A 23209-nucleotide genomic window follows, 5' to 3' on the forward strand; every position below is an offset into this window, starting at 1 on the left:
GGCCACGCGGGATGTCGAAATCCCGCGAGCCGCGCCGCGCCCAAAAGGCTGCGCCGGTGCCGCTCGCATATGAAAGTCAGAGCTTGACCTCTTTTTCGAGCCTCGGCCTTGCCGAGCCCATCGTTCGCGCCCTCACCGAAGCGAATCACGTCACTCCCACCCCCATTCAGGCTGAAGCCATCCCGCAGGTCCTCGCCGGCCGCGACCTCATCGGCATCGCCCAGACCGGCACCGGCAAGACCGCTGCCTTCGCCCTCCCCATCCTCGATCGCCTCGTGCGCCATCCCCGCCGTCCGGACCCCAAGTCCGTCCGCGCTTTGGTGCTGTCGCCCACCCGCGAATTGTCCGGCCAGATCGTGGACAATTTCGAGAAGTTCGGTCGCCATGCCCGCATCTCGGTGACGCTCGCCATTGGCGGCGTGCCGATGGGCCGGCAGATCCGGGCGCTTGCCCGCGGCGTCGACGTGCTCGTCGCCACCCCCGGCCGGCTCATGGACCTCGTGGAAAACCACGCGGTGAAGCTGGACCAGGTCGAGGTCCTCGTCCTGGACGAGGCCGACCAGATGCTGGACATGGGCTTCGTCCACGCCATCCGCGCCATCGTGCGCCGGCTGCCGCACAAGCGGCACTCGCTGTTCTTCTCCGCCACCATGCCGCCGGCCATCGCCGAGCTGGCGGGCGGCATGCTGCATGATCCGGTGCGCGTCGCCGTCACCCCGGTGGCCAAGACCGCCGACCGGGTGGAGCAGCGCGTCATCCACGTGGACAAGCCCAACAAGGGCCAGCTCCTCGCCGAGGTGCTCTCCACCGAGGAGATCGACCGCGCCCTCGTCTTCGCCCGCACCAAGCACGGCGCGGACAAGGTGGTGCGCGTGCTCGCCAAGTGCGGCATTGCCGCCGAGGCGATCCACGGCAACAAGTCGCAGAACCAGCGCGACCGCGTGCTCCTCGCCTTCCGCGAAGGCAAGATCCGCACCCTGATCGCCACCGACATCGCCGCCCGCGGCATCGATGTGACCGGCGTCAGCCACGTCATCAATTACGACCTGCCCAACGTGCCCGAGAGCTACGTGCACCGCATCGGCCGCACCGCGCGCGCCGGCCGCGAGGGCATCGCCATCTCCTTCTGCGATCACGAGGAGAGGGCGTATCTCAAGTCCATCGAGCGGCTCATCAAGCTGCAGATCCCGGCCACCGACCGTCGCGGCGCAGGCATGCGCTTCGCCATCCCGGATGCGCCGCCGATCGAACTCGAGGAGCGTGACGAGACCGCCGAGCGCAACGATTTCATCGGTGGTCGCGGCGGCCGTCCCGGCCAGCGTGGCCCGCAGCGTTCGCGTGGCCCGCGTCCCGAAGGCCGTGAAGGCGGGCGTGGCCAGGGCCAGCGCGCCGAAGGCCGCGAGCAGCGTGAGCCGCGTGGTGAGCGTCCCGCCGGCGAGGGCCGTCCGGCCCGTGCCGCCCAGCCGCGTCCCGAGCGGGCTCCTGAGGGTCATCGCAACGCCCAGGGTGCCGGCAACGGCGCTGGCCGTCGTGACGGCCAGAATCGTAGCGGCGAAGGTCGTGGCGCGCGTCCCCAGGGCGAAGGCCGTGGCGGTGAGCGCGGTGGCGAGCGTGGCGCCCGTCCCGGCAACGATCTCGGCGGCCTCGGCTTCATGAAGGCCGTGTCCAACCGGAGCGAGCGTCCCGCGGGCCGCCCGGCCGGTGCCAAGCGGCCTGTGAATTGAGCCTCCGCTCGCGCGTCACACTGCGTTGAACAGGTCACGCCGGGCCTTTTTCCCGGGCCGGCGTGACCCACCTATGGGAAATCGGGCGATTTTGTGAGATAAGCCCGCCAAATTCGTCCCGCGCAGCGGGACCGCTGGAGACGACTATATGGCGAAGGAAGAACTGCTGGAGTTCGAGGGGACTGTGACCGAAGTGCTCCCGGACGGCAATTTCCGGGTGCGTCTCGACAACGACCACCAGATTCTGGCCTATGCGGCCGGCAAGATGAAGAAGAACCGCATCCGCACCATCGAGGGTGACCGCGTGGTGGTGGAGATGTCCCCCTACGATCTCGATCGCGGCCGGATCAACTTCCGCCACAAGGCCGAGGGCAACGCCCCGCCGCCCGGCGCACGCCGCCAGCAGAATTTCCGCCGCCGCTGATCCTTCGGGATCGCGGACAGGGCGTTCGGCGCCGGCCGGGGAAATCCCCGCGCCGGCTTTTGGCGTTTGGAGATGAGTGAAGAAGCAGCGTTCGAGAAATCACGCCCGTGCCGTTTCCCTTCCGTCATCGCCCGCCTCGTGCGGGCGATCCACCAAGCCGCCGGAGGGGTGCCCGGCGGTCTGGGTGCTGAATGGCCCGCCGGTGGATCCCCCGGACGAGCCGGGGCATGACGCCGCTTTGCAGGCGGTCGCCTCAGCCCCGGGCGTCCGCCCTGATCAGGTCCGCCGCCTTCTCCGCCACCATCATCACCGCCGCCGCCGTGTTGGCGGAGACCAGCGTCGGCATCACCGAAGCGTCCACCACGCGCAGGCCGGAAAGGCCGACGACACGCAGATGCGGGTCCACCACCGCCTGCGGCCCGGTGCCCATGCTGCAGGTGCCAACCGGGTGATAGATGGTCTGCCCCGTGCGGCGGGCGAATTCCACGAAGTCGTCGTCGCTCCGGCAATCCGGCCCGGGGTTCATCTCGAAGGCGCGGTAGGGGTCCATGGCCTTCTGCCCGACGATGTCGCGCGCGATCCGCATGCCGGCGGCGAGGCAGACGCGGTCCTCCTCCACGGCGAGGAAGTTCGGCCGGATGGCCGGCGGGGTCAGCGGGTCGGCGCTCTTCGCATGGATCGAGCCCACCGAGTGGGGCCGCAACTGGGTGACGCCGATGGTCATGCCCGGCAGATGGTCCAGCGACCGGTCGGCGGCGTTGGCGTAGCTCGCGTGCATGAAGAAATACTGCACGTCCGGCCCGGCGAGCCCCGGCCGCGTCTTCACGAAACCATGGGCGAGGCCGGTGCCCAGCGTGAGGATGCCCTTACGGGTGAGGAAATACTGCGCCACCGCCTTCGCCAGCGCGATGCCGCGCGTCTGCTCGTTGAGGGTGATGGGCTCCTTCACCCGCCAGTTCATGCGGGTGGCGAAATGGTCCTGATAATTGTTGCCGACGCCGGGCAGGGCATGAACGACAGGAATGCCCGCGGCCTTCAGCACCTCCGGATGGCCGATGCCGGAGAGTTCCATCAGATGGGGTGACTGAACCGCGCCGGCGGTGAGCAGCACCTCGCCGGAGGCGATGGCGGTCTCTTCCTTCCCATCCCGCCGGAATATCACCCCCGTCACCCGCCGGCCGTCGAGCACGAGGCGCAGCGCCTGCGCGTGGGTCACCACCTTGAGGTTGGGACGCGAGAGGGCAGGGCGCAGATAGCCGTCCACCACGGTCCAGCGCCGGCCGCCGCGCTGGTTCACCTGATAATAGCCGAAGCCCTCCTGGTCCTTGCCGTTGTAGTCGGGATTGCGGCGGAAGCCGGCCTCTTCCGCCGCCGAGAGGAAGGCCTCGGAGAGCACTGGCCGCTCCGCCACGCGCACGATGCTGATGGGCCCATCCGTGCCGCGCACCGAGGGGTCCGCATCCGGCTCGTCGAAGCGCTCGAACTTCTTGAAGTAGGGCAGGACGTCGTCGTAGCCCCAGCCGGTGGCGCCGCGCTGGGCCCAGCCGTCGAAGTCCTGCTTCTGCCCGCGCACGAAGATCATGCCGTTGATGAGCGTCGAGCCGCCGAGGCCCTTGCCGCGCGGCACCACGATGGGGCGGTCGTAGGTGTTGGGCTCGGGCTCGGTGTTGAAGCGCCAGTTGAAGGCGCTGCCCGACAGGAGCTTGGAGAAGCCGGCGGGGATGGGCACCCAGAAGCCCTTGTCCGTGCCGCCCGCCTCCAGCAGCAGCACGCGCCGCCGCGGATCTTCCGAGAGCCGGGCGGCGAGGATGCACCCTGCGGTGCCGCCGCCCACAACGATGTAGTCGAAGCTGTCCATGGTCCTGAACCCGAACGGATTAGCGGGCGGCGCCGGGCAGGCCCGGCAGCGGCATGCCCTTCGCAGCCATGGTGACGGCGAGGCCCGCGATCACCTCCTCCTTGCCGGCGAAGGCGGCGCGCTCCAGCACCTTGGAGATGGTGGGCGAGGCGATCTTGCCGGTCACGCGCTGGATCGGCTGGTCCAGCCAGTCGAGATAGCGGCGCTGGATCTCGTCGGCGAGGAAGCCGCCATAGGAGGTGGAGAGGGAGCCCTGCTCCACGATGAGCACGTTGTTGGTCTTGCGGATGCTCTCACCAATGGTGTCCCAGTCGAGCCCGGCGCGGTCGAGGGACCTGAGGTCGATGATCTCGGCGTCGAGCCCCAGTTCCTCCACCGCCTCGCGGCTGCGATGGACCATGGCGGAATAGGTGAGGATGGTGAGTTCGCCGCCCGGCCGTACCACCTTCGCCTTGCCGAAGGGGATGATGTAGTCGAGGTCGCCCTCGGGGATGGCACCGGAGGTCTGGTAGAGGTCCACATGCTCGATCACGAGCACCGGGTCCTCGCAGGCCAGCGCGGCATTCATCAGGCCGATGTAATCGAACGGGGTGGAGGGCGCGACGATCCGCCAGCCGGGGGAGGTGGCGAACACGCCCGCCGGGTCCAGCGAATGCTGGGAGCCGTAGCCCGTGCCCATAGCGATCTTGGTGCGCAGCACGAGGGGCACTGGCACATCCGCCCCGAACATGTGCCGCGCCTTGCCGATCTGGTTGAACACCGGGTCGGCGGCGACCCACATGAAGTCGGGATACATGAACTCGATGATGGGCCGGTAGCGGCGGTCCATGGCGATGCCGCCGGCGAGTCCCGCGAACGCGCCTTCGGAGATGGGCGTGCCGAGGCACCGGTCCGGGAAGGCGGTGGCGAGGCCGCGCGTGGCGCCGTTGGTGCCGCCCTTCAGCTTGTGGATGTCCTCGCCCATGATGACGAAGCGCTCGTCCGTCTCGAAGCGGCGGTGGAGCACGTCGGCGATGGCGTCCACGAACTTGCGCTCGGAAAGGCCGCCACGATAGGTCGCCTCCTCCTCGGCGCGCTTGTCCGAAAGCTCGGAGAGATCGCCGCGGATGCCCTCGTCCACGAAGGATACGTTGGGCCACATCTCCGGCTTCACCCGGCGCTTGTTGCCCACCGGCTCCACCAGCCGCGCGGCGGCATCCGCCATGGCGGCCTGGGCGCGCTCGGAGAGGGCGTCGAGATCATCCGCGCTGAGGATGCCGCGCGCGACCAGCACCGCGCCCGTGCGCTTGATGGGATCGCGGGCGCGCCAGTGGGCCTCCTCCTCCTTGGTGCGATAGCCGAAGGCGGAACCGGGCAGGGGGCCGTTCTGGTGGAAATATCGGTAGACGTCCGCCTCGATCACCGCCGGGCCGTGACCTGAGCGCATGATCTTCAGCGCCTCCTGCGTGGCGAGATGGACCGCCAATGGGTCCATGCCGTCCACCTTGAAGGAGGGGATGCCGAAGCCGGTGCCGCGGCCGGAGAGGCGCGTCTCGCGGGTCGCCTCCTCCACGGTGGTGGCCACCGCATAGCCGTTGTTCTCGATGAAGAAGAGCAGCGGTAGGTCCCACGCGGCGGCGAGATTCATGGTCTCCAGAACCGCGCCGATATTCACCGCGCCGTCGCCGAAATAGGAGATGGCCACGTCCCCCGTGCCCGCCCGCTTGTGGGCGAAGGCCGCGCCCGCCGCCAGCGGCACGCCGCCGCCGACGATGGCATTGGTGCCGATGGCGCCCGCCTCACCCCAGCGCAGATGCATCGAGCCGCCGCGCCCGTGGCCGAAGCCGGGCTCGAGGCCGAGGATTTCGGCGAGCGAGCGGTGGAGCAGCGCGTGGGTGTCGTCGCTCAGCGGCGCGGTGGGGTCGAGCCCGGGCGCCACATAGGCCAGTGCCTTGGCGAGGAACTGGTGATGGCCGCGATGGGAGCCGTTGACCTGATCGGTGGGGCGCAGGCCCACGATGGAGCCGGCCGCGCCGCCCTCCTGGCCGATGGAGGAATGGGCGGGGCCGTGCACGAGGCCTTCGCCGGCCAGCTCCAGCACCTTCTCCTCGAAGGCGCGGATGAGCGCCATCTGCGCCAGAAGCTCCTTGAGCAAAGCCGGGTCGGCGGCGGCCCAGTCGGCCTCCGTGGACTTCAGTTCGACCCAGGGCGCAGCAGGATGAAGGGCAATGGTCTCGGGCATCTCTTGGATCTCCGTGCCGCGGCGTCCTCCTGCGCTCGGAGTGGCGTCGGGACCGTCAATTAAAACGTTTCGTTCCAGTGCTTCCGGCACCTGCCGGAAGCTGTGTTCAGTCGCCTGCGGCACCCGCCGCAAGCCGTGTTCAGAGGTAGCCGTAGGCGGTCCAGCCGCCATCGACGGCCATGACCTGGCCGGTCACGGCGCTCGCCTGGTCGGAGGCGAGGAAGACCGCCATGCGCGCCACCTCCTCGGTCTCGATCAGCCGGCCCATGGGGGTGCGGGCGCGGAGCCTGTCGAGGTCGAGGCGGCCGCGCTGGGCGAGGTCGTCGAGGAAGGGGGTGCGCACGTAGCCGGGGGCGAGGGCATTCACCCGCACGCCCTCGCGCGCCCATTCGCAGGAGAGCGCCTTCGCCATCATGGCGACGCCGGCCTTGGAGGCGCAGTAGCCGATGCGTTCCGGCGCGGCGACGATGCCGTACATGGAGGCCATGAGCAGCAGGGAGCCGCCGCCCTGGGCGATCATCCGCCGGCCGGCTTCCTGCGCGGTGAGGAACACGCCGGTGAGGTTGATGGAGATGACGCGCTCCCACTCCTCCTCGCTCACGTCGAGGGTGGGGGCGTTCTGCGAGACGCCGGCATTGGCGAGGCAGATGTCCACCGGCCCGAACCGCGCCTCGGCGGCATCGAAGGCGGCCACGATGTCCGCCTTGCGCGTCACCGAGCCCTTGATGGCGAGGGTCTCGCCCAGCTCCTCCGCAATGGACGCGGCGGCGGGATCGAGGTCCAGCAGCACGAGGGAGGCACCCTCCGCCCGGAAGGCCCGCGCCACGGCAAGTCCGATGCCCGAGGCGCCGCCCGTGATGAGGGCGCAGCGGCCCGCCAGCGCGCCGGTCACGAGGCGGCTCCCAGGGAACGCATGCCGAGGAAGTCGGCCATCAGGTCGAGCTGGCACACCAGCATGGGCTTGCCGGGATGGGTGCGGCAGCCCTTCGCCTTGGCGGCGGCGAGGATGGCGGTTTCCTCCGGCTGCATGATGACCTCGGCGACGATCTGGTCGCTCGTCAGCCGTGACGCATCGAGGGGCAGGGCATCGCCCGCCTTCAGTCCCAGCGAGGTGGCGTTGGCGACGATGTCGTGGCCCGAGGGGTCGGCGGTGCCGATCTGAACCGGCGCGCCCGGGAAGGCATCGGCGAGGCGGGCGGCGAGGTCTTCCGCCTTGGCTCGCGTGCGGTTGGCGATGGTGAGGCGCGCGACACCGGCTTCCACGAAGGCGAACGCAATGGCATTGGCCGCGCCGCCCGCGCCCGCGAGATAGACGCTCTTGCCCTTCGGATCGATACCGGCCGCCTTGAGCCCGCCGACGAAGCCCTTGCCGTCCAGCATGTCGCCGATGAGCCGCCCGTCCTCTTCCCGGCGCACCACGTTGCAGGCGCCGATGCGGCGCGCGCTGTCGGACACCTCGTCCAGAAGGTCCACGATGGCGGTCTTGTGCGGCACCGTCACCACGAAACCGCCGAGGCTCTTCATGGCCTTGAGGCCGTCCACGAGGCGCGGCAGCTCTTGCGACGAAACGTGGAAGGGCACCATCACCCCGTCGCGGCCCTCGCGCGCCATGAGCGCGTTGAGCATCTGCGGCGTCTTCACGTGATGGATGGGGTCCGCGAGGATGCCGTAGACCTTCGTGAGGCCGGAAATCTCGCGGGAGGCAGGGGCCGTGGTCGGCGCGGTCATGGGCTTTGGTCCGGTCTCAGATGCCGAGATAGGCGGTCTTGATGTGCGGGTCGGCGAGCAGGCCCGCGCCGGTGTTCTCGATGGCGATGGTGCCGTTCTCGATCACATAGGCGCGGTCGGCGATCTTCAGCGCGTGGAACGCCTTCTGCTCCACGAGAAGAACCGTGGTGCCGCTCTTGCAGATGCGGTCGATGACATCGAACATCTGCCCGACGATGATGGGCGCGAGGCCGAGCGACGGCTCGTCCAGCATCAAGAGCTTCGGCTTCGCCATCAGCCCGCGGGCGATGGCCACCATCTGCTGCTCGCCGCCGGAGAGGGAGCCGGCGAGCTGGGAGAGGCGCTCGCGGACGCGGGGGAAGATGTCCAGCACTTCCTCGAAGCGCTCCATCATCCCGGCGCGGACGCTCGGGTGGTAGCCGCCCATCAGCACGTTGTCGCGCACGGTCATCACCGGGAAGAGCTGGCGCGCCTCCGGGACCATGATGAGGCCGGAGCCGACGATCTCGTCCGGGCTCATGCGGTCGATGCGCTTGCCGTCGAACTCGATGGAACCGGAAGTTGGCTTCACGAGGCCGGAGATGGCGCGCAGGAGCGTCGTCTTGCCGGCGCCGTTGGAGCCGATGATGGTGACGACCTCGCCCCGCCCCACGTTCAGCGAGAGGCCCTGGAGGATGACGGTCCGGCCGTAGCCGGCGGTCACGTCAGAGACCTTGAGCATGGACGAAATCCTCCCCGAGATAGGCCTCGATCACCCGGCGCTCGCGCACGACCGTCTCCGGCGCGCCCTCGGCGATCACCTTGCCGCTGTCGATGACGACGATGCGGTCCGACAGGCTCATGATGGCCTGCATGTTGTGCTCGATGGCGATGACGCTCACGCCGCTGTCGCGGATGGCGCGGACCAGTTCCACCATCTTCAGCGTGTCGGACTGGCTCTGTCCCGCCATCACCTCGTCGAGCAGCAGGATGGTCGGCTCGGTGGCGAGCGTGCGCGCCACTTCCAGCCGCTTCAGGCCGCCGATGGGCAGGGTGCCCGCCTCCACATCCTTCACGTCATAGAGGCCGACCGTGCGGGCGACGCGCAGCGCCACGGCGCGGGCGTCGTCCACCGAGCGGTGGCGCAGGAACGCGCCGATCATGATGTTTTCCAGTACGGAGAGCTTGCCGAACGGCTGGACGATCTGGAACGTGCGGCCGATGCCGAGGCGGGCGAAGGCATCCGGCGTCTTCGGCTGGTGCCATTTGCCGTCCTGTCCCAGCAGTTCCACGGTGCCGTCATTGGGCGCGAGGAAGCCGGAGAGCTGGGCGAAGACGGTGGTCTTGCCGGCGCCGTTGGGGCCGATGACGCCGAGGATCTCGCCGCGCTTCAGGGTGAGGGACACGTTGTCGGTGGCCACCAGACCGCCGAAGCGCTTCACCAGGTTGGTCGCCTTCAGCACCGGCTCGCCGAGCGTGCCGCCGACCAGCTTGGCCGCGGGCGCAACTGTTTCCGGCCGGGTCCGCCCCCCGCCGGGCAGCTTGTCGATGAGGCGGGTGACGAAGGGGCCGAAGGTGCCGACGAGGCCGCCGGGCAGGGTGAGCGTGATGATGACCAGCACGGTGCCGTAGACGAAGCCGTGCAGGCCGTTGGCCGAGGCCCCGAGCCAGCCGCGGGCGAGTTCTGCCAGCGGCACCACCAGCACCGTACCCAGGAGCGGCCCCGCCACCGTCCCGAGGCCGCCGATCAGGGCGAACATGGCGATCTCAATGGCGGTGGCGAGAGAGAACAGCGTCGCCGGCTCCAGGAACGTCATGTACATGGCGTGGAAGGTGCCGACCGTTGCCGTGAGGGCCGCCGATGCGGCGATGGCCCACAGCTTGACGCCGTTGATGTTGATGCCCGCCGCCTGGGCCGCACTGTCACGCTCGCGCACGGCGGTGAGCGCATAGCCGAGCCGCGAGTTGCGGATGGCGTAGCTCACGGCGAGCGACAGCATCAGCAGGCCGAAGGCGATGTAGAGATAGTTGATCTTCTCGCGGAAGATCATCCACGGCCAGCCGAGCTGCAGCGGCACCACGAGGCCGGCCGAGCCGCCGGTGAGGCCGTTGAAGTGGATGGCCAGCAGCCGCACCACCTCGAGGAAGGCGATGGTGGCCAGCGAGAAGAACGGCCCGCGCAGCCGGAAGCAGGGATAGCCGATGCCGATGGACACCAAAGCCGCCAGCGCAGCGCCACCGATCATGCCGATCCACGGCGAGAGGCCGAAATGCTGCAGCAGCAGCGCCGCCGTATAGCCGCCGATGCCGTAGAACACGGTGTGGCCCAGCGAGAGCTGGCCGGCATAGCCGCCGAGGATGTTCCACGCGGTGGAGAGCGCCCCGAACACGCAGATGGTGACGAAGACGTGGATCACGAAGGTCGAGCCCGACCAGGCCGGGATGATGACCAGCAGCGAGAGCGCGAGGAGCGCGCAATAGACCCGCGGATTGGCGAGCCGCGCGAGGAGGGAAGGGCCGCCTGAGGACACCGGGGCGGTGGAGGCGGGCGAGGAGTCTTGAAGGCTCATCGGATCACTCCGTGCCGCGGCCGAGGCCGAACAGGCCGGTGGGCTTGAAGATGAGAATGGCGAGGAAGATCGCGAAGTAGACGACTTCCTTCAGGTCGGGGGCGATGTAGTAGCCGGAGAGGCTGTCCACGAGGCCGATGATCATGGCGCCGAAGAAGGCGCCGTACATGGATCGCATGCCGCCCAGCACCACCACCACGAAGGCGGTGAGGACGAAGTAGGTGCCAATGGTGGGCGTCACCGGATAGAGCGGCATCACCAGCGCCGAGGCGAGACCGACGCAGGCCGCGCCGATGCCGAAGGCGATGACGTAGATCTGGTCCACCTTCACGCCCATGAGCAGCGCCGCAGTGCGGTTCTGCGCGGTGGCGCGGATGGCGCGGCCGAGCGCGGTGGACTGCATGAAGAGGTGCAGCCCGGCGACCAGCGCGAGGGCGCAGACGAACATCACCAGCTGCCCCTTCACCAGGGAGAAGCCGCCCACCATCACCGTGCCCTGCGCGGCGGAGGGGGGGATGGAATAGAGGTCGGCGCCGAACACCAGCAGCGCAAGATTCACGAGCGCGGTGGAGAGGCCGACGGTGGCGAAGATCTGGATGTGCTCCTCGGCGCCCAGCAGCGGCTGGATGAGGAAGCGCTGCACCGCCGCGCCGATGGCGAACAGCAGGATCACGATGGGCACGGCGGCGGCGTAGGGATGCAGGCCGAACTTCGCGGCCAGCAGATAGGCCGCATACATACCCACCATGAGGAACTCGCCGTGGGCGAAGTTCACCACCCGCACGATGCCGAAGATGAGGGTGAGGCCGACGCTGATGATGGCATACATGCTGCCGAGCAATATGCCGTTGAGCACCAGCTGGATAAGAACGTCCATCGCGCTTGGCTCCAGTGCGCAGGTGGGTGAGGCGTGCTGTCGGGCGCATCGGTCCGGCGCCGCGCCGGGGCAGGGGCGCGACTTCGGCCGAAGACGCGGCGGGCTGCGCCGGTCCGGTATCGAGAGGTCCCCGCCCGGAGCCAGACCCGGGCGGGGTGCGGCGGCGCGGGAGGTGCGCCGCCTGAGTCTGAGGCTCAGTTGGCGCCGATGCCGGTCTTCATCTTGGCGACCGCGGCGTCCACCGGGAACACGGTGACGAGGTTGCCGCCCTGCCACTGCATCAGGAAGGGCACGGCGCGGGTGTTCTGGCCCTGCTCGGAGAACTTGGCGCCCCAGCCGGTCGCGGTCTGGCCGACGGGGATGTCCACCGCGAGGACGGCGGCGCGCACCTTGTCGGCGTCCGTGCTCTTGGCGCTGGCGATGGCGTCGAAGAACACCTTGGCGCCCATGTAGTTGGCGAGCGAGTGGCCGGAGCGCGGCTCGATGCCGTACTTGGCCTTGTACTTCGCCGCGAACTCGGTGATGCCCGGCGCCGCCTTGGGGTTGGTGTTGTACTGGGTGAAGTCGACGTCGAGGGCGCCTTCCATGTTTTCCGCGCCCACGGCCTGCATGGTGTCGCGGGTGGAATAGCCGCCGCCGGCGCCCATCACCGCCTTGGGCTTGTAGCCTTGGTCCTTCATCTGGCGGAAGAACAGCACGGTGTCGTTCTGGTAGGAGGTCTGGAGCACCACGTCGGCGCCCGCGGACTTCAGGCGCAGGATGACCGGGGTGAGGTCAACCGACTTCGCCGAATAGGGCAGCACCTCGACCACGTTGAGGCCCTTCTCCTTGGCGCGGCTCTTCTGATAGCCGGAGACGGTCTGCCCGTAGAGGCTGTCCTCGTGGATGATGCCGATCTTGAGATCGCCGGGCTTGGCGTTCAGCGCCGGGGCGATGGCCTCGATGATCGAATCGACCATGCGGTTGGCGAAGTCGCGCGCCGTGGCGTTGGTGCGGAACACATACTTGAAGCCGCGCTCGGTGATCGGATCGGAGATCGCGCCCAGCTCGAAATAGGGGACGTTGGCCAGCTCCGTCACCTGCGTCGCGGCCAGCGACAAAGACGAGGAATAGGTGCCGAAAATGGCCGAGACCTTGTCCACCGAGGTGAGGCGCCGGGCCTCGCCGACCGCCTGGTTGGGATCGACCGCATCGCCCTTGATGAACTCGATCTTCTGGCCGTTGAGGCCGCCGGCCGCGTTGCGCTCTTCCACCGCCAGCTCGAAGCCGCGGAAGCTCTCGTCGCCGAGCAGCGCGAGGGTGCCGGAGAAGGGATAGAGAGCACCGAACTTCACGGTGCCCTGCGCCGCTGCGGGCTGGGCTACGGCCAGCGGAACGGCAGCAAGCATAGCGGCGGCGAGCGCCGCGCGCGCAAACATCTTCATGGTTTCCTCCCTCCGCCGACCCCGGTTCGGGCCGGGCGATTCAAACCGTTGCTCGGGCACGGTTTTCGTGCCCTTCGGCTGCGGTCCGGCATGGCGGCCGGCCCGTCTGGCGAGGCGGATAATGCAGATAACCAAGTTGCCTGACAAGTACGACCTATGTATTTTCCTCGCCGACCAGAACGCGCCGTGATGAGGGCGCCGCCGGTGCCGGGCGCGCCCTCAAGGGACGCCGCCTAAAGGTGCCGGAAAGCCTCGCAGAAGGCGCAAGGGAGGAAGCCGGTGGCAGAGATTTCCAAGACGACTCTTCCGGAGACGATGCGCCAGGTCCGCTTTGCGGGCGCGGGCGGTCCCGAGGTGGTGACGGTCGAGACGGCGGATGTCCCGCGTCCCGGCCCCGGTCAGGTGCTGGTGGAAGTGGTGGCGGCGGGCGTGAACCGGCCGGACTGCCTCCAGCGCGCCGGCAATTATCCCCCGCCTCCCGGCGCCACGGATGTGCCCGGCCTGGAGATCGCCGGCCGCGTGGTCGCGCTGGGCGAGGGCGTCACCTCTCCGAAGATCGGCGACGAGATCTGCGCGCTGGTGATCTCCGGCGGCTATGCGGAATACTGCATCGCCGAGGCGCCGCTCTGCCTGCCCATCCCCAAGCCGCTGTCCCTGCTGGAAGCCGCCGGACTGCCGGAGAACTACTACACGGTCTACGACAACGTCTTCACCCGCGGCGGGCTGAAGGCGGGCGAGACCATCCTCATTCATGGCGGGTCGAGCGGCATCGGCTCCACCGCCATCCAGCTCGCCCACCATGCCGGCGCGCGCGTCATCGCCACGGCGGGCTCGAAGGAAAAGTGCGACTTCTGCCTGTCGCTGGGCGCGGACGCGGCCATCAATTATCGCGACACGGATTTCGTCGCCGAGGTGAAGGCGCTGACCGACGGCAAGGGCGTCGAGGAAATCCTCGACATGGTGGGCGGCCCCTATGTGGCCCGCAACCTCCAGGCCCTCGCGGTGGAGGGGCGCCTCGTGCAGATCGCTTTCCTCCAGCCGAGCGAGGTCACCATCGACCTCATGCCGGTGATGCTGAAGCGCCTGACCTTCACCGGCTCCACGCTCCGCGCCCGCCCGGTACCGCTGAAGAAGGCCATCGCGGACGCCCTCATGCGGGACGTGTGGCCGCTGCTCGACGCCGGCAAGGTGAAGCCCTTCATCCACGCCACCTTCCCGCTGGAACAGGCACGGGAAGCCCATGCGCTGATGGAATCGAGCGCCCATCTCGGCAAGATCATGCTGGAGACCGGCCGGTGAGCGCGCGCGTTGCCTTTGTCACGGGCGCCGGTCGCGGCATCGGCCGCGCCCAGGCGGACGCCCTCGCCGATGCGGGCCTCGCCGTCGCCTATGTGGACCACGACGCGGCCCTTGCCAACGAGGCCGCGGAAGCCGCCATCGCCCGCGGCGTCGCCGCCATCGGCCTCGCCGCCGACGTCTCCGACTATGCCGCCGTGGCGGCCGCAGCACAGGCTGCGGCCGCGGCCCTGGGGCCGGTGGAGGTGCTGGTGAACAATGCCGGCATCTCGCCCAAGAGCGGGGCGGATGGCCGCCGCGCGGAAGCCTGGGAGATGCCGCCGGAGGAATGGCGCCGCGTCATCGACGTGAACCTCACCGGCGCCTTCAACTGCGTGCGGGCGCTCTCGCCCGGCATGAAGGCACAGGGGAAGGGACGCATCGTCAACATCGCCTCGGTGGCGGGGCGCACCTATTGCGACATCGTGGGCGTCCACTATGCCGCTTCCAAGGCCGCGCTCATCGGCTTCACCAAGCATCTGGCCGGCGAGCTCGGCCCCTACGGCATCACGGTGAACGCCATCGCCCCCGGCCGCATCGACACGCCCATGATGCGTGGCACCGCCTCCACCGCCAACGAGGCGGTGCGGCTCTCCACCCCGCTGCGCCGCCTCGGCCAGCCGGAGGAAGTGGCGGCCACCTGCGTGTTCCTCACCTCGGATGCCTCGGCCTTCGTCACTGGACAGGTGGTGGACGTGGCCGGCGGCTGGCTGATGACCTGAGGCGTGCCATGATCGACTTTACGGGCAAGACCCTGCTGATGACCGGCGCGAACGGCGGCATCTCCCGCGCCATCGCGCGGGTGTTCTTCGACCTCGGCGCCAATTGCGTGCTCACCGATCTCGACCTTGAGGGCGTCTCCGCCTTCGCGGCGGAGCTGGACCCCACCGGCGCCCGCGCGCTCCCGCTCCGGCAGGACGCGGCGAAGCCGGATGAGGCCGACGCCGCCCTGAAGGCGCTCGCGGAACGATTCGGCGCGCTGGACGTGCTCGTCACCTCCGCCGGCCTCTATCGCGAGCGGCGCGTGGCGGAGATGAGCGACGACTATTGGCGCACCGGCATCGCGGTGAATCTCGACGGGGTATTCTACACCTGCCGCGCCGCCATCCCGCATTTCGCGGAGGGGGCGTCCATCGTGAACGTCGCCTCCATGGCCGGACATCGCGGCAGCGTCACCCATGCGGACTATGCGGCGGCCAAGGGAGCGGTGCTCACCTTCTCGCGCACGCTCGCCCAGGAGCTGGCGCCGAAGGTGCGGGTGAATGCCGTGTCTCCCGGCCTCATCGACACGCCCATGGTTCGCCCGCTGATGGCGGCCAACGGCGGGGCGCTCCTCGCCAATACGCCGCTGAAGCGGCTCGGCACGGCGGAGGAGGTGGCGCGGGTCGTCGCCTTCCTCGCCTCCGACTGGGCGAGTTTCGTCACCGGCGAGACAGTGCATGTGAATGGTGGTCTCTATATTGCGAGCTGAGCCGAAGGGCGCCGTACCAGCACGGCGCCTTTCGCAAATGGCCGGCGGAGGTGAGGAAACAAGGATGGCGGAACCCCGCGAAACGCCCCGCGCGTTGCCCCGCGATATTCTCGGCCGCGCGCCCTCGCTCGCCGACACGCTGGCCCAGCGCCTGCGCGAGGAAATCGCCTCCGGTCGCCTCCAGCCCGGCGAGAAGCTGCCCACCGAGCACCAGATGTCGGAGACCTACGGCGTCAGCCGCCCCATCGTCCGCGAGGCGGTGGGCCGGCTGAAGCATGATGGCCTCGTGACCAGCCGCCAGGGTGCGGGGGCCTTCGTCGCCGATCCCGGCGCCGCCTCCTCCTTCCGGCTGGAAATCGCCGATCTCAGCGACCGCGCGGAAATGAGCGCCATCGTGGAGCTGCTGATGGCCGTGGAGGCGAACGCCACCGCCCATGCCGCCGTGCGGCGCTCCGCGGACGATCTCGGCCGCATCCATGACCAGCTCGAGGCCATGCAGGCAGCGGTGTTTCGCGGCGAGCCGGGGGTGGACGAGGACATGGCCTTCCACCGCGCCATCGTCGAGGCCACGGGCAATCCCTATTTCCGCGACCTCTCCCAGTTTCTCGACCACCGGGTGCGCCATTTCATCCGCACCGCCCGCGCCAACACCGCCCGCCTCGGCGGCCTCGCCCAGGCGGTGCAGGACGAGCACGTGGCCATCTTCTCCGCCATCGAGCGGCAGGACGCCACCGCCGCCCGCGCCGCCGCCGAGGAGCATCTGCGCAACGCCGCCACGCGGCTCGCGCTCTATCTGAAGCCGTGAGCCTGTCCCGGAACGGGACAGTGGTTTGGGCCGGGCGGGGACGCAGCGGGAACAGGCCGTGACCGAATCAGGCGGCGGCCGGTTTTCGGGATTTGTTCGCACCCCAGCGCTTTTCACGGCACGGCGACTGGTGCTGGTAGAGGTCGCTCTGGCGCCGTACCTCACCGGCGTCATGCCCGGGCTTGTCCCGGACATCCACGTGGAGGGGCTGGGGGATAATCATCGGACGATTGCCCTGTCGGCCCGACGTGGATGGCCGGGACAAGCCCGGCCATGACGGGGGGGATAGGCGGCAGGCGAGCAGTCTTCTGTCCCGAAATGGCACAGGGGCTCGGCCGCCGCGCGCACGCACCGGGAACGGGGCGTGACCGAATCAGGCGGATGCCTGTTTTCGGGCTTTGTTCGCCCCTATCGCCCGCCCACCGCCCGGAACCCGGCCTCCCCGGCATCGGCATCGAAGAGATAGTCGAAGGCGTTCAGCGCCCGCACGGTGGTGTTGACGAAGGGCGGCCGGTCGCCGCGTCCGACCAGGATGACGCGCTGCGGCGTCACCGGATTGCTGCGGTCGCCCACGGTGAAGCCATAGGCCGGCGCCGGCTGGCCCTCGCCCGGCGAGATGGCGAGGCTGGCGCCGTCCGCCACCACGCGCCCGCCGCGCAGGCCGGGCACGGCCAGGCCGTCCGTCTGTGCCGGCGGCAGGGTCAGGTACATGACGGACACGCCGGTATCGAGCAGCAGCGTGCCGCAGGCGGCGGGCGTGCGGGCGTTGAGCGCGAGGCAGACGGGGACGGGTTGCCAGTCGCCGGTGGCGGGGTCGGCTGCGAGCTTCACCTTGCTGAACTTCGCGCCGGTATCCTTCGCCAGCCCCACCTGCACGCCGCGCCGCGTCACCACGTAGCCGCGTCCCAAGGCGGGCGTGCCCATGCCAGCGACGTTGAGGAAGGGATTGCGGCCCGGCCCGGCGCCCGGCTGGCGGTCCTTGGCCCGGGCGAAGCCGATGCCGAGCATGGAGACCCGGCGCGGCGCATCCATGGGGCGGCAGCTGCGGGCATTGCGCAGGCAGTCGATGCGCGTCACCGCCAGCACCGGGATGGGCTGGGTGGTGACGCTGGTGCCATCCGCCCCGGCCACCGTCACCGGCACCATCACGTTCACCCCGCGCATGATGCGGCCGGAGGACGTGTAGGTGAGTTCGCCCGGCCCCAGCGGCGTCAGTTGGTCGAAGCCGGGGATGGCGCTGGCCGAGACGACCACGCCGGTGGAGCCGGTATCCATGATCGCGCGGCGCGCCGGCCCGCCATTGATGGAGAGCGAGAGCGTCGGCGGGCGCAGGATGGGTGCGCCCCCGGCCGGCGCGTTGAGATAGGGCAGGAAGGCCGGCTGCTGCGCGAGAGCGGGGAGCGCCACGAAGGGCGTGGCGAGAAGCGCGAGGAGCGGGAGCGTGGCGGCGCGCATGGGCTTTTCCTCAGCTGTTGCAGGCTTGGCCGGAAGCGGCCGCTTGCGTGCGGTTTTCCTCACCCTAATGTCGGTGCGGCCTTACCGGGAGAGAAAACATGCGCCACGAGATTTCCGGAACGACGCTGCCCGTGCTCACCTTCACGCTGGCGCCGGGCGAGACCGTGCTGGCCGAGACGGACCGCCTCTCCTGGATGACATCCAACGTCGCCATGCGCACCACCACGGCCACCGGCGGCTCGACCGGCTTCTTCGGCGCCATCGGCCGCGCGCTGGGCGGCGGCGGATTGTTCATGACCGAGTTCACCGCCGAGGGCGGGGAGGCGCTGGTGGCGTTCGCCGCCACGGTGCCCGGCAGCATCTTCGAGATGCAGGTGGCGCCGGGGCGCGGCTATCTCATCCACCGCCACGGCTTCCTTGCCGGGGCGCCGACGCTTTCCATCGGCGTCGGGGTGCAGCAATCGCTGGGGGCCGGCGTGTTCGGCGGAGACGGCTTCATCCTGCAGCACCTCACGGGCGAGGGTTCGGCCTTCATCGAGCTGGGCGGCGAGATCGTCAGCTATACGCTGCAGCCGGGGCAGGATCTTCTGGTCCATCCCGGCCATGTGGGCATGTTCGAGGACAGCGTCGCCTTCGAGATCACCACCGTGCGGGGTGTGAAGAACATGCTGTTCGGTGGCGACGGTCTGTTCCTCGCCCGCCTCGCCGGGCCCGGCACGGTGTGGCTCCAGTCGCTCACCCCGTCCAAGCTCGCCCACGCGCTCCAGCCCTATCTGCCGGCCGGCGAGCGGCGGTGAGGAAGTCGGCCGCGGTCAGGCGACCGTGGCCAGTTCCTCCGCGATGAAGGCCACGAGGCGCGTGCCGCCTTCGGTGGGGGTGCCCACATTGTCGATGGTGAGGTCCGGGGCCACGTCCAGCTCCGGCGCACGGGCGAGGCGTTCGGCGATGTCGTCGGCGCTCTCGCGGCCGCGCATGGCGAGGCGGGCGGCGCGCACCGGCACCGGCGCCGTCACATGCACCACCCTGACCCGCGCGAAGCGGCGGCGGGCCTCCGGCAACGTGGCACGGGAGCCGTTGGCCACCACGACGCCGCCCTGGGCGATCACCTCGGCAACCTCCGGTCCAAGGGCGTAGCTGAGCCCATGGGCGCGCCAGGAGAGGGGAAAGCGTCCCTCGGCCAGCAGCGCGTCGAACTCGGCTTCCGACAACGTGCCATGCGCCTCGCCCGTGCCTGAGGGCCGGGTGACGAGGCGGCGGGCGAACAGCACCCGCGCGTCGCCGGCAAAGCGCGCGCGGGCGATGTCGATGAGGGTGTCCTTGCCGGCGCCGGAGGGACCGACCACGAGGAGCAGGGTGCCGGGGCCGAACCTGTCGCCTTCCCTTGCGCCGGCCGCAGTGTTCGTCATGCCACGCGCCGTCCTTCCCGCCACACGCCCTTCGCCACCGGCATATCGCCGGCCAGCGCCACCCGCACGAGGTCCGCGCGGCGGCCGGGCGCGATCTCGCCGCGATCGGCAAGGCCCGCCACCTCGGCCGGGGTCTTGGTGATCATCCGCACCGCTTCGGGCAAGGCGATGGAGGGCACCCGGCGGGTGAGGTCGAACGCCGCCCAGAGCAGGGAGGAGGGCACATAGTCCGACGAGAGGATATCCAGCCTGCCGCCGCGCGCCAGCGATTCCGCGGAGACGTTGCCGGTGTGGGAGCCGCCGCGGACAAGGTTCGGTGCGCCCATCAGCACGCGGATGCCGGCCTCGTGGGAGAGGCGGGCCGCCTCCTCGGTGGTGGGGAATTCGGCGATGGCGACGCCGTCGCCGATGGCCTCGGCCACATGCTCGGGGGTGCCGTCGTCGTGGCTGGCGACCACGCAGCGGTGGGCGTGGGCGAGCGCCACCAGCCCCGCGCGGTTCTCGCGGGCGTAGCGCTCGTGGAAGTCGAGCCGCGAGGTGACGATCACGTCCATCTCCTCGGCGCTGATGCCGCTCTTTTTCATGTAATAGGAGCGGAACTGGTCGATGGTCGCAAACTGCCGCTGGCCGGGCGTGTGGTCCATGAGCGAGATCAGGTGGACTGACGTCTTCTTCAGGATCGCCTCGGCGTCCTGAACCACCGTGTCGGTGGGCACCTCGCACCTGAGGTGGATGAAGTGGTCGGCGCGCAGCGCATCGGCGGCGCGGGCCGCCTCCAGAGCGGCGATGAGGAGCGGCGCGTCGCCGTCCATGCCCACCGCCTTCTTGTCCGGCCACACCCGCAGCGAGTCGAACACGGTGGTGATGCCCGAGGCGGCGATCTGCGCATCGTGGGCCAGCATGGCGGCGAGGGGGTTCCAGCGCACCTTGGGGCGGGGGGCGAGGTGGCCCTCCACATGGTCCGTGTGCAGCTCCACGAGGCCGGGCAGGAGGTAGTCGCCCTCCAGGTCCTCGGCGCCCGCAGGCACCACGCCGGTGCCGATGGCGGAGATGACGCCGTCCGTCACGCTCACATGGCCGGACACGATCTCGTCGGCGAGAACGAGGCGGGCATTGGCGAAAACCTGTCTCATGAAAGGGGCTCCGGGATCAGTCCAGCGGCCCCGGTCTTCGACCGGTGCCGAGGGGGCTCGACCCGCGAGCCGGGCTCGCGGGTGTGGGGATCAGGCTTCGAAACGGGTGACGTCCACCACCCGGTCGGCGACGGCCTCGCGGGTCTCGGCATCGTGGAAGATGCCGAGCAGCCCCGCGCCCGCCGCCTTCTTCTCGCGGATGAGGTCGATGACCACCTGCCGGTTGGCGGCGTCCAGCGAGGCGGTGGGCTCGTCCAGCAGCAGGAGCGGCTGGGAGCCGATGAAGCCGCGCGCCACGTTCACGCGCTGCTGCTCGCCGCCGGAGAAGGTGGCGGGCGGCAGCGACCACAGGCGCTCCGGCAGGTTGAGCCGGGCGAGCAGGGCGCCGGCGCGCGCCTTGGCGGTCTCCTCGTCCACGCCTTCGGCCCGCAGCGGCGCGGCCACCACGTCGAGGGTGGAGACGCGCGGTATCACCCGCAGGAACTGGCTGACATAGCCGACGCGGGTGCGCCGCAGCGCCAGCATCTGACGCGGCTCGGCGCCCGCCACCTCGGCGAACGCTTCGCCATCGGCGATGCGCACGGAGCCGGCGTCGATGCGGTAATTGCCGTAGACCATCTTGAGGATGGAGCTTTTCCCCGCCCCTGATGGCCCGCCCAGCGCCACGCACTCTCCCGCCACCACGTCGAAGGTGACGCCCGACACCACCGGAAGGGTGAGCCCGTCGCGCAGGTGCAGGGTGAAGCTCTTGGCGAGGTTTTCGACTGACAGGAGGAGGTCCTGCGTGTCCCGGACCAGCGACGGCGCAGCCGGAGCGCCGAGCCGGGACCCAGCGCAGGATTCCTGCGCAGCAGGCAAAGCTTGAGCGGTGTTCGGCATGGAAGCGCCTTCGGCGGAATGTTGCGCTGGGTCCCGGCTCGCGTTCCGCGCCACATGTGGCGCTGCACTTGGCCGGGACACGAAAGTCTCGATCATCATGCCGCAAGCACCGAGGAGACGAGGAGCTGGGTGTAGGGCTCGCGCGGGTCGTCGAGCACCTGATCGGTGAGGCCCTGTTCGATCACGCGTCCGGATTTCATCACCATGATGCGGTGGGAGAGCAGCCGCGCCACCGCGAGGTCGTGGGTGACGATGACCACGGCGAGGCCGAACTCCTCCACCAGCTGGCGGATGAGATCGAGCAGGCGCGCCTGCACCGACACGTCGAGGCCCGAGGTCGGCTCGTCCATGAAGACGAGGCGGGGGCGGGTGACGAGGTTGCGGGCGATCTGCAGGCGCTGGCGCATGCCGCCGGAAAAGGTGCGCGGGTCGTCGTCGATCCGCTCGGCGGCGATCTCCACGCGGGAGAGCCAGTCGGTGGCCTCGCTGCGGATGTCGCCATAGTGGCGCCAGCCCACGGCCATGAGCCGCTCGCCCACGTTGCCGCCGGCCGAGACCGCCATGCGCAGGCCCTGCTCGGCATGCTGGCGCACGAAGCCCCAGTCGGTGCGCAGCAGCAGCCGGCGCTCGGCTTCCGAGAGGCTCGCGAGGTCGCGCGTCTCGCCGTCCCGCATGCGGTAGGCGACTCGCCCGGCGGTGGGGGCAAGCTCGGTGGAGAGAAGGCCGAGCAAAGTGGACTTGCCGGAGCCGCTTTCCCCGACGATGGCGAGCACCTCGCCCTCGTGCAGGGTCAGGTCGACGTCGCGGCAGCCGAGGCGGTGGCCGTAATATTTGGCGAGGCCCTGGGCGGTGAGGAGGGGGGTGTCGGTCGTCATCGCGCCTCTCCGCTTTCGCCTGTGGCGAACCCCTCACCCGTCTCGCGGCTGGGCCGCGATCCACCCTCTCCCACAAGGGGAGAGGGAATGCCGGTAGGGTTGCCCCCCTCTCCCCTCGCGGGAGAGGGGCTGGGGGTGAGGGGGCCCGGCTGCGCTGCATAAGGCGCGCTCATGGTGCCCGTATGCCCCTCCGCCTGTCGGGTGGCGCAATGGTCGGTGTCGGAGCAGACGAACATGCGCCCGCCCTTGTCGTCGAGGATCACCTCGTCGAGATAGACGCCGGTCGCTCCGCACAGGGCGCAGGGCTCCTTGAAGGCCTGCACCTTGAAGGGGTGGTCCTCGAAATCCAGCGACACCACCTGCGTGTAGGGCGGGATGGCATAGATGCGCTTCTCGCGTCCGGCGCCGAACAGCTGGAGCGCCGGGCTGTCGTTCATCTTGGGATTGTCGAACTTCGGGATGGGCGAGGGGTCCATCACGTAGCGGTCCTCCACCTTCACCGGATAGGCATAGGTGGTGGCGATGTGGCCGTGGCGGGCGATGTCCTCGTAGAGCTTCACCTGCATCAGTCCGTAATCGGCGAGGCCGTGCAGGCGGCGCGTCTCCGTCTCGCGCGGTTCGAGGAAGCGCAGCGGCTCGGGGATGGGCACCTGGAAGACGATGGTCTGCCCCGCCTTCAGCTCCGCCTCCGGGATGCGGTGGCGGGTCTGGATGATGGTGGCGTCCTGCGTGCGCGTGGTGGTGGCGACGCCGGCCGTGGTCTCGAAGAAGGTGCGGATGGCCACCGCATTGGTGGTGTCGTCCGAGCCCTGGTCGATCACCTTGAGCACGTCGTCGGCGCCGAGAATGGCCGCCGTCACCTGCACGCCACCGGTGCCCCAGCCGTAGGGCATGGGCATCTCGCGCGAGGCGAAGGGCACCTGATAGCCGGGAATGGCGATGGCCTTCAGGATGGCCCGGCGGATCATCCGCTTCGTCTGTTCGTCCAGATAGGCGAAATTGTAGGTGATGGCCGGCATGGAAGAGGCCGGCGCGGTGGCGGGCG

21 protein-coding genes are annotated in these 23209 nt (G+C 69.6%); 7 read left to right on the forward strand and 14 right to left on the reverse strand.

Annotation, left to right across the window (positions count from 1 at the left end):
- Window positions 1–83: 83 nt before the first annotated feature.
- Together D7006_RS06465 and infA are read left to right on the forward strand one after the other, a co-directional pair.
- The gene (locus tag D7006_RS06465) at window positions 84–1724 is read left to right on the forward strand and encodes a DEAD/DEAH box helicase (protein ID WP_237355986.1); all 1641 of its coding nucleotides are present in this window, start codon (window positions 84–86) and stop codon (window positions 1722–1724) included.
- Between the two features lie 148 nt (window positions 1725–1872).
- Window positions 1873–2148, forward strand: a complete 276-nt coding sequence (gene infA / locus D7006_RS06470; RefSeq protein ID WP_012115181.1) for a translation initiation factor IF-1 — start codon at window positions 1873–1875, stop codon at window positions 2146–2148.
- Window positions 2149–2401: 253 nt separating this feature from the next.
- On the opposite strand, the gene D7006_RS06475 is transcribed toward infA, so the two are convergent.
- The 8 genes from D7006_RS06475 to D7006_RS06510 form a co-directional block, all read right to left on the reverse strand.
- Window positions 2402–4006 carry a GMC family oxidoreductase gene (locus D7006_RS06475; RefSeq protein ID WP_237355987.1) on the reverse strand — a complete coding sequence of 535 codons (1605 nt, stop codon included), beginning with the start codon at window positions 4004–4006 and terminating at the stop codon, window positions 2402–2404.
- 19 nt (window positions 4007–4025) lie between these two features.
- Entirely contained in the window at window positions 4026–6227 is a 2202-nt protein-coding gene (locus D7006_RS06480) for a thiamine pyrophosphate-dependent enzyme (RefSeq protein ID WP_237355988.1), read from the reverse strand.
- A 139-nt stretch (window positions 6228–6366) separates the two neighbouring features.
- Entirely contained in the window at window positions 6367–7119 is a 753-nt protein-coding gene (locus tag D7006_RS06485) for an SDR family NAD(P)-dependent oxidoreductase (RefSeq protein ID WP_229645818.1), read from the reverse strand.
- Window positions 7116–7955, reverse strand: coding sequence for a shikimate dehydrogenase (locus tag D7006_RS06490; RefSeq protein ID WP_237355989.1), 840 nt, complete (start codon window positions 7953–7955; stop codon window positions 7116–7118). The genes D7006_RS06485 and D7006_RS06490 overlap by 4 nt, the downstream gene beginning before the upstream one ends.
- 16 nt (window positions 7956–7971) lie before the next feature.
- Complete coding sequence (locus D7006_RS06495; RefSeq protein ID WP_169122557.1) at window positions 7972–8676, reverse strand: ABC transporter ATP-binding protein; 705 nt, start codon at window positions 8674–8676, stop codon at window positions 7972–7974.
- Window positions 8660–10504, reverse strand: a complete 1845-nt coding sequence (locus tag D7006_RS06500; RefSeq protein ID WP_237355990.1) for an ATP-binding cassette domain-containing protein — start codon at window positions 10502–10504, stop codon at window positions 8660–8662. The genes D7006_RS06495 and D7006_RS06500 overlap by 17 nt, the downstream gene beginning before the upstream one ends.
- A gap of 4 nt (window positions 10505–10508) precedes the next feature.
- On the reverse strand, window positions 10509–11381 hold the full coding sequence (locus D7006_RS06505; protein WP_169122555.1) for a branched-chain amino acid ABC transporter permease: 873 nt from the start codon (window positions 11379–11381) through the stop codon (window positions 10509–10511).
- A 194-nt stretch (window positions 11382–11575) separates the two neighbouring features.
- On the reverse strand, window positions 11576–12805 hold the full coding sequence (locus tag D7006_RS06510; RefSeq protein ID WP_169122554.1) for an ABC transporter substrate-binding protein: 1230 nt from the start codon (window positions 12803–12805) through the stop codon (window positions 11576–11578).
- 315 nt (window positions 12806–13120) lie between these two features.
- Here D7006_RS06510 and D7006_RS06515 point away from each other — a divergent pair, with 315 nt between their 5' ends.
- From D7006_RS06515 to D7006_RS06530, 4 genes are all read left to right on the forward strand, one after another.
- Complete coding sequence (locus tag D7006_RS06515; protein ID WP_237356865.1) at window positions 13121–14104, forward strand: NAD(P)H-quinone oxidoreductase; 984 nt, start codon at window positions 13121–13123, stop codon at window positions 14102–14104.
- Window positions 14101–14862, forward strand: coding sequence for an SDR family NAD(P)-dependent oxidoreductase (locus tag D7006_RS06520; RefSeq protein ID WP_169122552.1), 762 nt, complete (start codon window positions 14101–14103; stop codon window positions 14860–14862). Before D7006_RS06515 ends, D7006_RS06520 begins: the two co-directional genes overlap by 4 nt.
- An 8-nt stretch (window positions 14863–14870) precedes the next feature.
- Window positions 14871–15611, forward strand: coding sequence for an SDR family NAD(P)-dependent oxidoreductase (locus D7006_RS06525; RefSeq protein ID WP_237355991.1), 741 nt, complete (start codon window positions 14871–14873; stop codon window positions 15609–15611).
- A 64-nt stretch (window positions 15612–15675) separates the two neighbouring features.
- Entirely contained in the window at window positions 15676–16416 is a 741-nt protein-coding gene (locus D7006_RS06530; RefSeq protein ID WP_237355992.1) for a FadR/GntR family transcriptional regulator, read from the forward strand.
- A gap of 408 nt (window positions 16417–16824) precedes the next feature.
- On the opposite strand, the gene D7006_RS06535 is transcribed toward D7006_RS06530, so the two are convergent.
- A complete protein-coding gene (locus D7006_RS06535) occupies window positions 16825–17871 on the reverse strand; it encodes a hypothetical protein (RefSeq protein WP_237355993.1) in 1047 nt (348 codons plus the stop codon).
- Window positions 17872–17969: 98 nt separating this feature from the next.
- On the opposite strand from D7006_RS06535, the gene D7006_RS06540 reads away from it, so the two are divergent.
- The gene (locus D7006_RS06540) at window positions 17970–18668 is read left to right on the forward strand and encodes a TIGR00266 family protein (protein ID WP_169122549.1); all 699 of its coding nucleotides are present in this window, start codon (window positions 17970–17972) and stop codon (window positions 18666–18668) included.
- Window positions 18669–18683: 15 nt separating this feature from the next.
- Here the strand turns inward: D7006_RS06540 and phnN are convergent, their stop codons facing one another.
- From phnN to D7006_RS06565, 5 genes are all read right to left on the reverse strand, one after another.
- Entirely contained in the window at window positions 18684–19277 is a 594-nt protein-coding gene (phnN, locus tag D7006_RS06545) for a phosphonate metabolism protein/1,5-bisphosphokinase (PRPP-forming) PhnN (protein ID WP_169122548.1), read from the reverse strand.
- Complete coding sequence (locus tag D7006_RS06550; RefSeq protein ID WP_237355994.1) at window positions 19274–20410, reverse strand: alpha-D-ribose 1-methylphosphonate 5-triphosphate diphosphatase; 1137 nt, start codon at window positions 20408–20410, stop codon at window positions 19274–19276. Before D7006_RS06550 ends, phnN begins: the two co-directional genes overlap by 4 nt.
- A gap of 90 nt (window positions 20411–20500) precedes the next feature.
- Entirely contained in the window at window positions 20501–21289 is a 789-nt protein-coding gene (gene phnL / locus D7006_RS06555) for a phosphonate C-P lyase system protein PhnL (protein WP_237355995.1), read from the reverse strand.
- A 95-nt stretch (window positions 21290–21384) separates the two neighbouring features.
- Window positions 21385–22164, reverse strand: a complete 780-nt coding sequence (gene phnK / locus D7006_RS06560) for a phosphonate C-P lyase system protein PhnK (protein ID WP_237355996.1) — start codon at window positions 22162–22164, stop codon at window positions 21385–21387.
- The gene (locus D7006_RS06565) at window positions 22161–23183 is read right to left on the reverse strand and encodes an alpha-D-ribose 1-methylphosphonate 5-phosphate C-P-lyase PhnJ (RefSeq protein ID WP_237356866.1); all 1023 of its coding nucleotides are present in this window, start codon (window positions 23181–23183) and stop codon (window positions 22161–22163) included. Before D7006_RS06565 ends, phnK begins: the two co-directional genes overlap by 4 nt.
- Window positions 23184–23209: the final 26 nt, after the last annotated feature.

It is taken from the genome of Xanthobacter sp. YC-JY1, assembly GCF_021730305.1.
Classification (GTDB): domain Bacteria; phylum Pseudomonadota; class Alphaproteobacteria; order Rhizobiales; family Xanthobacteraceae; genus Xanthobacter; species Xanthobacter flavus.

Excerpts from the sequence above, each read along its gene's own strand:
- D7006_RS06495 (WP_169122557.1), bottom strand. The coding sequence starts at position 8,676 with ATGCTCAAGGTCTCTGACGTGACCGCCGGCTACGGCCGGACCGTCATC.
- D7006_RS06510 (WP_169122554.1), bottom strand. The coding sequence starts at position 12,805 with ATGAAGATGTTTGCGCGCGCGGCGCTCGCCGCCGCTATGCTTGCTGCC.
- phnN (WP_169122548.1), bottom strand. The coding sequence starts at position 19,277 with ATGACGAACACTGCGGCCGGCGCAAGGGAAGGCGACAGGTTCGGCCCC.
- D7006_RS06505 (WP_169122555.1), bottom strand. The coding sequence starts at position 11,381 with ATGGACGTTCTTATCCAGCTGGTGCTCAACGGCATATTGCTCGGCAGC.
- D7006_RS06525 (WP_237355991.1), top strand. The coding sequence starts at position 14,871 with ATGATCGACTTTACGGGCAAGACCCTGCTGATGACCGGCGCGAACGGC.
- D7006_RS06475 (WP_237355987.1), bottom strand. The coding sequence starts at position 4,006 with ATGGACAGCTTCGACTACATCGTTGTGGGCGGCGGCACCGCAGGGTGC.
- phnL (WP_237355995.1), bottom strand. The coding sequence starts at position 21,289 with ATGCCGAACACCGCTCAAGCTTTGCCTGCTGCGCAGGAATCCTGCGCT.
- D7006_RS06480 (WP_237355988.1), bottom strand. The coding sequence starts at position 6,227 with ATGCCCGAGACCATTGCCCTTCATCCTGCTGCGCCCTGGGTCGAACTG.
- infA (WP_012115181.1), top strand. The coding sequence starts at position 1,873 with ATGGCGAAGGAAGAACTGCTGGAGTTCGAGGGGACTGTGACCGAAGTG.
- D7006_RS06565 (WP_237356866.1), bottom strand. The coding sequence starts at position 23,183 with ATGCCGGCCATCACCTACAATTTCGCCTATCTGGACGAACAGACGAAG.
- D7006_RS06490 (WP_237355989.1), bottom strand. The coding sequence starts at position 7,955 with ATGACCGCGCCGACCACGGCCCCTGCCTCCCGCGAGATTTCCGGCCTC.
- D7006_RS06535 (WP_237355993.1), bottom strand. The coding sequence starts at position 17,871 with ATGCGCGCCGCCACGCTCCCGCTCCTCGCGCTTCTCGCCACGCCCTTC.
- D7006_RS06530 (WP_237355992.1), top strand. The coding sequence starts at position 15,676 with ATGGCGGAACCCCGCGAAACGCCCCGCGCGTTGCCCCGCGATATTCTC.
- phnK (WP_237355996.1), bottom strand. The coding sequence starts at position 22,164 with ATGACGACCGACACCCCCCTCCTCACCGCCCAGGGCCTCGCCAAATAT.
- D7006_RS06540 (WP_169122549.1), top strand. The coding sequence starts at position 17,970 with ATGCGCCACGAGATTTCCGGAACGACGCTGCCCGTGCTCACCTTCACG.
- D7006_RS06550 (WP_237355994.1), bottom strand. The coding sequence starts at position 20,410 with ATGAGACAGGTTTTCGCCAATGCCCGCCTCGTTCTCGCCGACGAGATC.
- D7006_RS06500 (WP_237355990.1), bottom strand. The coding sequence starts at position 10,504 with ATGAGCCTTCAAGACTCCTCGCCCGCCTCCACCGCCCCGGTGTCCTCA.
- D7006_RS06515 (WP_237356865.1), top strand. The coding sequence starts at position 13,121 with ATGCGCCAGGTCCGCTTTGCGGGCGCGGGCGGTCCCGAGGTGGTGACG.